At 59.1% G+C, this 8,908-nt stretch carries 10 protein-coding genes; 6 read left to right on the forward strand and 4 right to left on the reverse strand.

The features are described from left to right. The first annotated feature begins 91 nt into the window (after positions 1 to 91). On the forward strand, positions 92 to 442 hold the full coding sequence (locus tag IE224_RS20125) for a hypothetical protein (protein ID WP_191313227.1): 351 nt from the start codon (positions 92 to 94) through the stop codon (positions 440 to 442). Between the two features lie 252 nt (positions 443 to 694). Here the strand turns inward: IE224_RS20125 and IE224_RS20130 are convergent, their stop codons facing one another. Continuing rightward, positions 695 to 1,117, reverse strand: coding sequence for a DUF2238 domain-containing protein (locus IE224_RS20130; RefSeq protein ID WP_191313229.1), 423 nt, complete (start codon positions 1,115 to 1,117; stop codon positions 695 to 697). Positions 1,118 to 1,403: 286 nt separating this feature from the next. After that, on the reverse strand, positions 1,404 to 2,153 hold the full coding sequence (locus tag IE224_RS20135; RefSeq protein WP_191313231.1) for a PRC-barrel domain-containing protein: 750 nt from the start codon (positions 2,151 to 2,153) through the stop codon (positions 1,404 to 1,406). 322 nt (positions 2,154 to 2,475) lie between these two features. Here IE224_RS20135 and IE224_RS20140 point away from each other — a divergent pair, with 322 nt between their 5' ends. The 5 genes from IE224_RS20140 to IE224_RS20160 all read left to right on the forward strand — a co-directional run bounded on the left by IE224_RS20140 (position 2,476) and on the right by IE224_RS20160 (position 7,164). Beyond that, positions 2,476 to 3,189 carry a response regulator gene (locus tag IE224_RS20140; protein WP_191313233.1) on the forward strand — a complete coding sequence of 238 codons (714 nt, stop codon included), beginning with the start codon at positions 2,476 to 2,478 and terminating at the stop codon, positions 3,187 to 3,189. Then, the gene (locus IE224_RS20145) at positions 3,189 to 4,571 is read left to right on the forward strand and encodes an ATP-binding protein (RefSeq protein WP_191313235.1); all 1,383 of its coding nucleotides are present in this window, start codon (positions 3,189 to 3,191) and stop codon (positions 4,569 to 4,571) included. The genes IE224_RS20140 and IE224_RS20145 overlap by 1 nt, the downstream gene beginning before the upstream one ends. Before the next feature lie 323 nt (positions 4,572 to 4,894). Further along, the gene (locus IE224_RS20150; protein WP_191313237.1) at positions 4,895 to 5,791 is read left to right on the forward strand and encodes a hypothetical protein; all 897 of its coding nucleotides are present in this window, start codon (positions 4,895 to 4,897) and stop codon (positions 5,789 to 5,791) included. Positions 5,792 to 5,823: 32 nt separating this feature from the next. Further along, positions 5,824 to 6,477 (forward strand): hypothetical protein, encoded by a 654-nt coding sequence (locus IE224_RS20155; RefSeq protein WP_191313239.1) that lies wholly within the window; start codon positions 5,824 to 5,826, stop codon positions 6,475 to 6,477. Positions 6,478 to 6,636: 159 nt separating this feature from the next. After that, positions 6,637 to 7,164, forward strand: coding sequence for a hypothetical protein (locus tag IE224_RS20160; protein ID WP_191313240.1), 528 nt, complete (start codon positions 6,637 to 6,639; stop codon positions 7,162 to 7,164). Positions 7,165 to 7,432: 268 nt separating this feature from the next. Here the strand turns inward: IE224_RS20160 and IE224_RS20165 are convergent, their stop codons facing one another. Continuing rightward, positions 7,433 to 7,843: a BLUF domain-containing protein gene (locus IE224_RS20165; protein ID WP_191313242.1), complete on the reverse strand. Its 411-nt coding sequence runs from the start codon at positions 7,841 to 7,843 to the stop codon at positions 7,433 to 7,435. 436 nt (positions 7,844 to 8,279) lie between these two features. Continuing rightward, positions 8,280 to 8,855: a DUF488 domain-containing protein gene (locus IE224_RS20170; protein WP_268246571.1), complete on the reverse strand. Its 576-nt coding sequence runs from the start codon at positions 8,853 to 8,855 to the stop codon at positions 8,280 to 8,282. Between the last annotated feature and the right edge of the window lie 53 nt (positions 8,856 to 8,908).

Here is an 8,908-nt window from a genome sequence, read left to right on the forward strand (position 1 = left end):
CACTGAATGACCGGAAATCCATAGTTAGAGGTGGCTCACTTCTCGATGGAAATGCCGGCTCAGTTCTGGGTGGAAATCAACATGCGCAGAAATGCAGCGCAGCCTCGATGCGCTTCGAAGGCTTTACAACTCGGTCATCATTCTGGACCGCGCCGCCGAGACCAGTGTGTCGCCAATCGTGGGCAACAGCGGCTTGAGGGACGAGGTCAGCACGCTGCGCCGTGAGACCTGCGACATCGTGAAGGCCCTGGCTGAAGGAAAGGACGGCACCGAGCAGCGGACGCGGCAGATCGACGAGGCGCTGAGAGGGTTGAGGGCAAGGTTGGCAGAGGATGATCCCCGATCAGAGTTGCATCGGAACCGCAATGCCCTGGCCTTCGGGCTGTATGAAGTGCGCAAGACGCTTGCCGAGCTTATCGACCTCTGCAAGAGGGAAAAATGATCCCGCGAAACGAGAGGCCGTCCTTCCGATACTGGAATACTCCGATGAACTGCCGCGTCATGCTGCCCGGCCTCGGTGGAACCTCCACTTTCAGTTCCGTTAGAAAGCATGCTGCTTCTGACGCTCTCCAGATTGGATCAAGAAGAGGCTCGAAATGGACGCCTCGGCAAAAGCGGTCCGACGGACCGAGGTGGAAGCCACAAGGAATTGCATGGCCGTGAGAAGCCTCACAGCAACTGCCCCGATGACGGTTCAATCTTCTGAGCCGACAGGCTTCCAATCAGAACGCAAGAAACGCGGCGCCAGAACCGCGGCAAGGACAGCGCCGAGCGTATCCATCATGATGTCGATTACGGTATCGTTCTTGCCCTTGATGACGTTGCCTGGTGCCAACAGGTCAAAGGCCCACTCGGCCACTTCCCACCAGGCGCCGATGGCTACTCCCAGGCTTGTGACCAGGGCGGCGGCAATCAAGGTCCATCTTGGCTGGAAGACGCGGGCGCAGACCAGAAGCGCCAGCCAAAATGTCATTGCAAAGAGCGTGGCCGCGTGCAGCACTCGGTCGAACCACCAAGCTGCGGCATACAGGTCAAAGGCATAGCCCGCTACATTGGCCGCAAGCAGCAAGACCGCGAGGCTCCAGGCAATTGCACGCCCCTGAGATGTAGCTTCCATTCTCCCTCCTTCTGTATACCGGGTCTGGCGGCGTCCCTTTTCCTTACCGCGGTCGGGGATAGCACAGGATGGCCATTGGCTCTGTCAGAGAACAAGCGGGCCTCTGGTGTGACGCTCCAACGTCAAACCCTCAAAGGCGGGCATGGCGGCGCTTACGCCTGTCCTGTCGCGTCCGAACTATAAGATTGGCCGAGGCCACTTCGCGAACGGTTTGGCTTCAACCCAGCCTTCTTCCGTCCTGAGCTGACGGGAGCGGCCCGCCAGGGCGAGCCGCCTCTTCGTGGCTTCAATTGCCGATCTGTTCCCTGTCTAGGGGTTCAAGCGCCTCAACTTCAGTTCGCTCGTAGGGCAGATCGTAGAACCCCCGGCCGGGGTTCCAGCCATGATCATAGCCATAATAAGGATAGGCGTAGTAGCCTCCGCCGCCCCAAGCCACATCCGGACTCACCACCACGGCCGCGACCTTTCCATCACGTACGATCAGGTCATCAATATAGCCATAGTTGGTGAAGCCATTCCCGTCCTTCAGACGCGCGTAGTCCCCGATAAGCTCGCCCGCACGCCAGACGCGGCGTCCGGTGTCAACGACATCCGCTCCATCGCCCTCGACTTCCTCGACCTCTGAGGTGGCATCACTGGCGGTGACGACCTCATCCGTGAAGAGCGTGAAGTCCTCGATCGTGTCTTGCGTAAATGGGATCTCGATGCCGTCATCCCACTTGGACGCTTCAACCATGTCCCACGGGATGTTCACATGAGTGTCGCCGAGTTCGAAAAAGCCGCCCACCTCGGCCACAACCGACAAGACCTGCCCGTCTTGACCGAACAGGACGTTTTCAACATCACCGATGTCATCGCCTGTAGGCCCCTTTACGTCGGAACCGATCATGTCCTCGACGCTGATGCCGTTCGTGTAGAGTTCATCATACCGCCATTCGGCCAGCGGGACGATCTCGGCCTCGATCTCCGCCTCCTGGGCCGCTGCCATACTGGCAAGTCCCGATGCCAGGGCGGAGGCCGCCAGAAGCAGTCTCATCTGTATTGCACGCATGGAAGTGTCTCCTGTGTTGGCTTTCACCAGGGCTCGTGCCAGGAAGATGCGCAGGCAGGGGCAGGAGGCCAAAACACCTCGACCTGCACTGCTCCAGGATCCCGCGGTTTCCTTGTGCTGGTGTTCATTCACCCTGTGTAGACCGAACCGGCAGTCGGAATTCGCGGCGTCTTTGTCGAGGTTGTGACAGGCTATGACAGGCGAAGCCGCCAGACATATCCTGTCACCACTTTCCTGAGAATTCTGCGGCCAGTGGCTGCATACTTGGGGAAGAATGAACTGGCGGGATGGAAGGAGGACGGGAGTGATGTCGAACCATCACATTCTGATTGTCGACGATGATCCGGAGATCCGCGATCTCGTGTCACAAGTCATTTCGGCAGACGGCTATCAGGCCAGTCAGGCACCGAATGTACGATCAGCCCAGCGTTCGCTTGAAGAAGGCTCGGTGGACCTCATGGTCCTTGATCTTATGCTGCCGGGCAAGGACGGGCTCACCTTTTGCCGTGAGTTGCGGGCGACCGGCGTCACGACGCCGATCATTATGCTGACTGCGAAAGGAGACGACTTCGACCGTGTTCTTGGTCTCGAAATGGGGGCTGACGATTATCTTCCAAAGCCATTCCACGGGCGCGAACTGCTGGCCCGCATCAAGGCCGTGCTGCGCCGAAGCGCCGGGCCGAAACCGGCACCACAGGATCCGGCGTCCCGGTTCATCTCCTTTGACGGATGGCGCCTCGACACCGGCAAGCGGGAACTGATTTCGGCGGATGACATCGTGGTCCAACTGAGCAGCGCGGAATACGAACTGCTTGTCGCCTTTCTGACCTGGCCGCAAGTCGTGCTGTCGCGCGAGAAGCTTCTGGACGCCACCCATGGCCGCTCTGCCATCATCTCGGATCGCAGCATCGACATCCAGGTCAGCCGGTTGCGGCGCAAGCTGGGCGACGACCCGCGCGAGCCGCGCATCATCAAGACGATCTGGGGTGACGGCTATCTGTTCACGCCGGACGCGGCCTGATGGCCATTTACGCCAGCATGCGGTTTCAGACGGCCGCCATCATCATTGCCAGTTTTATTCTGTCCCACGCCGCCGGACTGTTATTCTACGCCCTTGATCGACGCGATACGCTTGCCATCACCGAGGCTGTGGATCGGGCCGAAAGAGCCGCAGACATCAGCCGTCTCTTGCATGAGCTGCCTGCGGACTGGCACGACAACATTGCCTCCTTCTCAGACACTCGTAACTTTCGTGTCTGGCTGTCCGATGAGCCAGCCGTCGCCGTGCCGGATCCAACGAAGACCGAACGCGACATCATGGCCTATCTGCGGACCCAGGTGCCGCGTATCGCTGAAGGTGACCTGCGTGTTCGCTTCCTTGAAGAGGACGGATATCACGTCGATCCCCCACCCTTCGACCCCTCAGGTCGAGCCGGATCACCGTCCTATGCCCGCAACCTTCCCGACGAAGGGTCCGCATTGGCAATCTCGATGCGGCATGACGCTGACAAGTGGATAAACTTCATCGGTCTTCTCAGTCCCCAGGCAACGTCATTGCCGGGCCTGTTTCTGGCCAACATCATCTCGAGTGCTGTTGCAATCGCACTGGTTGCGTTCTGGCTGGTGAGACGGGTCACACAGCCGCTTGCCCGCCTATCTGAAGCGGCCGAGCGTCTGGGGCGCAACCTGTTCTCGATGCCTCTGCCGGTGGCCGGGCCAAGCGAGGTGGTGCTGGCTGCCACGGCCTTCAACAAGATGCAGCGCAGGCTGATACGGCTTATCCGTGGCAGGACCGAGTTCCTGGCGGCCATCTCTCATGACCTGAGAACGCCGATCACCCAGATCAGGCTGCGCAGCGAAATGATGCCCGCCTCGCCCGAGCGCGAAAAGAACCTTCGTGCGCTCGATGACATCGATGTCATCATCGGCACCTTCCTGAATTACGCCCGAACCTTGGACGAGGCTGAGCCCAAGAGCCGTATCGATCTTGGAGCACTGGTCGGCAGCATCTGCGATGATCTCGCCGACAGCGGCGCTTGCATCAGCTGCGATTGCGCTTCTGGCATCATCATCTCCTGCAAGCGCGTGGGCATCAAGCGTGCCGTGACGAACCTGATCGAGAATGCCCTCAAGTATGGACAGGAAGCACATGTGAGCACACACCGTTCCAGGCATGCTGCCGTCATCTCGGTGGAGGATCGGGGACCGGGCATTCCCGAAAACCAGCTTGAAAGGGTGTTCCTGCCCTTCAACCGTGGTGACACATCCCGCTCCGCAGATGCAGGGGGGATCGGTCTTGGCTTGAGCATTGTCCAAGCCATAGCCGAGGATCATGGTGGAGAAGTGCGGTTGATCAATCGCAGAGAGGGCGGGCTACGCGCCGAACTTATTCTTCCCTTGTGACGGTATTCGGATTGCGGGCCTCATATGAGGGTGTGGGCAACTTCTGCCACTGTGCAGAACGCTCCTTTTGATCACATTCATATTGATTCGCTTTCTGCCCGACGGCCAGGAACTGACGATGCCCTGACATCGGTTTTCCAGAAGCAAATCGCATCAAACTGTATCAGCAGCCGTATCTGTCACAGGCTGTCACAGCCCCGACAAACACATAGCGAATTCGGCGTCCGGACATCGCCTACCTTGGTTTCGCGACCACTGTACCGGTGCGGCTTCAGCTCTCTTGGGGCAAACCGCACGTCTTGCAGACCAAGAACCGAAAGGAGATGGAAATGGCTTTCGCTGCCGTTTGCGCAAAGACCAGACTGATGAATTCCGCCACCATCGCACTGCTCAGCCTTCCTTTCTGGGCGGGCGCTCTTCTGGCTCAAGAGACCCCGAGTGCCAAAACTCAGGAAGACACGAACACTGAGCAGGCGCAGCCTTTGGATGAAACAGCGCAAGGTGCTGGTGGGCAGTCGTCTTCGGGAGCTGTCACCGATGGACTGCTTGCAACTATTGGCGGCGTGGAGATCCGCAATTCCGATTTGCTGACAGCGGTCGGCGCACTGCCTCCGCCGCTTACCGCCCACCCGCCCGAGATCGTGGCGTCTCTCGTGCTTCAGCAGTTGCTTCTGCGTGAAGCGATCGTGCAAAAAGCGCGTTCTCAAAACCTGGCCCAGGACCCCGAGGTCCAGTCGCTGGTCTCAAAGGCCACGCAAGCCGCCGAGAAACACGCGCTGGTGCAGGTTTGGCTGCAACGCGAACTTGAGAGCCGTGTAACACCGGAGAGTGTGGAGCAGGCGTATGCGGCACTGCAGGCGGTCTCTAGCAATGAGGTGCCGCCGCTGGAGCAGTTGCGGCAGCAGCTCGAAGAAGGTCTTCGCCGTCAAGCGTTCGAGGAAATCGAAACCTCTCTTCTGACCGGGGCGGACATCACCTTCTATGGGCCAGACGGGAAACCTCGCTCCGGGCAACAAGCAACGGGGGACCAGAACGCCGATGGCGCTGCCGCCACGACAGACCAGCCCCAGGAGGGCGCTACGAACCCCGCCAGCACGGCTGAGCAGACCCAAGCGAAAACGGGTCAGACCGGCGGCGATACCCAGACAGAAGGCGCCCCGACCGCCCCCGCCGCCACGGGAAATGGAACCGGCGGTGCCGAAATCACTCCCGGCAACTGAAACTGACTCTCAGCCATATTGGAGGAAAGATCATGCTAAAATACAACAATCGCCCTGCAGCTGGCTTGGCGGCCTTGTTTCTATGCACCGCACCAGCTTTCGCCCAGTCCATCTGGGAGGAGGAAGCCTGGGACACCGACTCCGACGGGCTGCTGAGCGTCGAGGAGTTCCGCGAGGGCTTCCGTGAGCGGGTCAACTTCGCCGACTGGGATGATGATGGCGATGGTGTGCTGTCCGAAGAGGAGTTCAGCAGCGGGATCTACGGCCGGTATGATGGCGACCTGACTGATGCCATTGAAGCCACAGAATACGGCGCGTTCGAACGTGATTTCGGGGACGAGGGCTTTTGGCGCTTCCACGGTGAGCAAGTGGTCGAGGCCCGGGACGAGACAGAAGTCGGTGATGCCGTTACCCCGGCCGAAGAACCAGCCCGGGAAGCAACCGGCTTCGAAGCTTGGGACGTTGACGGCGACGGTGTCATTCTCGGCAACGAATTCCAGACCGGCTTCCAGACCTGGGGGCTGTTTGCCGAGTTCGACAGAACAGGTGATGGCAGCGTTACCGAAGACGAACTGACCCAAGAGATCTTCGATCGCTACGATGACAATGGCGACGGCATGATTGAAGAACCGGAACTGGCCGATATCGGCGACGATATGGGCGACGGCGGCTTTTGGGACGCCTGATTGTCCCGGTGCAGGGCGGGCCTTGAAGGTCCGCCCTGCTGTTCCAGTGCCCTTGGCTTCCGGCGACGCTAAACCAGCCGAGGTCGAGAGCCTTCAAGGATAAACCGCAGGGTCCAGCACGCGACCGCTGAACCCCGGATGCGATCAAAGGAAATGCACATGACAACGACAAACTGGAAGACCTGCAGCAAGCACGTTGCTGCGGCGTTTGGTCTTGCCTTGGCAGCCGGGCCTTTGTGGGCGCAGCAGTCGCAAGACAGCGCCTCGACCCAAGCAGCGGGCAACGAGAACGCAAAGAGCCAGGCCGAAAAAGTGGGGATGCGTGACGTCGAGGATGTAAAGGGCAGCAGTGTCCTGAAGGGAACCTCCCCAACAAACACTATACTCTACATGATCGTCGGGCCTTCCGGAGAACTGCTCGCGCTTGCCGCTCCTCTTCCTGCGCCATCAGGATCTCCGGCTGCTTCAGACGCTCAGGCCAGTTCGGCGAGCGGCGGGAGCAGTACCGGAAGCCAACCTGCTTCCAGCAACGCTCCCGAAGCCGGAGAACCCGCCGAAAGCGGATACATGGCGACGCAGGCGCAGCCGGCGATGCCCAACATGTGGGACCCCGCGACGGTCGAGAGCGGCATGCGGCAGCTCGAACTTGGCACGCGTGCCGCGGCCGGCGAGATACAGGAAAACTAATCTCCGCTGCCCCGGTACTGTACCGGGGCACGTTATTTCCGATCATCAGGCACAAGGCAAACGCCATGAAAGGGCGCCGCCCTCGTTCTAGCAGGCTCAGCGAGAACAAAACCTCCTTTGCCTATGGACGATGATGCGACCGTATCTTGCCAAAAAGAAACACAGAGTTGGCGTTCACCAACTTTTTGACAGGGCCACCAAACCGCCCTTTCAATGACGGCCTGAGGAAAGAACCAACATGATGCGCTGAAGAAGGTTCCAGGGACAGCTAGATGCTGTTATCGTGGCACTTCTGGCTGTGGAACTGCAATACAGAGGAAACTTGGTCAGAGCGGGCCATCCGAAGCGAAAGCTCGGCTTCCGCCGCCCAGTCAAACAGTGACGTGGTTCTCCCGTCCGAATAGGTCATCGACCAGGCGGGAAAACTGCGGTGATCAATCTTGATCTCACTTAGCTTCTGGACGTTGCGGTGCCGCCTGTCCTTCAGGACCGATGCGAATATCCGCCTGACCGCATCTGCTGGCCCTTCGAGCCATTGATAGAATGTATCATTCTCCCGATGTAGAAAGCCTGTTACATTCAGAACCGTGTTCCGTTCCCGGGCTACTGACACGATCTCCGCATCAGCCTCGCCGTGTGCGGCAGTCAGCGCTTCACTGCGGTACAGGATGGCAATCATCTGACTCATGCCCGCAGATGGTCCTGAAGCAACGCGGTAGTCAATGATATCAAGTATACGTCATTCATCAAAAAACTTGATGCCGGCTGTCTACTGCTCGTTCGCCAGCTCATGAAATTGGCAGTCATCCGGACGTGGATGCGGGCTCAAAAGTCACGGCATCACCTAAACGCTAGGACGCAGCCTAACATCTGAGTCCGGACCGGAGGAGAAGCCGTCAGACAGCTGAAATTCTCGGCTCCTCAGCCCGGCAGCCACCTTGCGATCTCAGCCACCAGCCGTCTTCAGAGGCAAGCGCCATTCAGTCCCCTCCGGGAAGCCTTTGAAGCCAGAGCGCGACTGTATGGAAAATCCCCTTGTAGCCTTTGTTGCTGCTTCGGGATCAAGGATGTCATCACGAGTACTCGCCTCCCGCAGGCCTCCTCCGCTTCTCCAATCATGTCGTGACAGCCGGATAAAGAACCTTGCCGCCCTGGATCCTTGTTGCGCCGGATGTCGGCGTGGCCTGAACACTATGTCCAAGCTTCATCAGATGAACGACAGGATAACCGTTCAGCAGCAGATAGTCTGTGATGATACGACGATGGCAGCGCCACCAGACGGCTTCCGAGCACATCAGCGCCAAGCGTTTTTCCTGGCCAAGGCGAAGGAGGTTCTCGAACGCTTTGGTAAACTCTTCGCCTAACGCATAGTCCGCATAGTTGTGAAAGCTGCGAACCCGCCACATGCCATTGAGGTGCTCGTCAACACCCTCTTGTCTTGAGCGCCTACCCCCGAGCGCAGGACAATGCAAATAACCGATTTGCACCTGGGCAAGATCGGTCGGCAGGCGGTCGATATTGAAGGTTGGGTTGGTACGAGATCGCGGAAACGACCGGACATCGACAAGCAAGGCAACACCGGCCTCGCGCAGCATGTCGATAAACTCCTCCAGGCTACGGTTTGAATGGCCTATGGTCGTAAACTGTTCTGGCACGGACCGTGACCTGCCCCCCGGTCGTCCCTCGTTCATAACGAGAGTCCTTGGGGTTGATAGTTTTCGGTTTCGGGTGTGGCAAGCGCGCC

The organism is Paracoccus aerius, assembly GCF_014656455.1.
GTDB lineage: Bacteria > Pseudomonadota > Alphaproteobacteria > Rhodobacterales > Rhodobacteraceae > Paracoccus > Paracoccus aerius.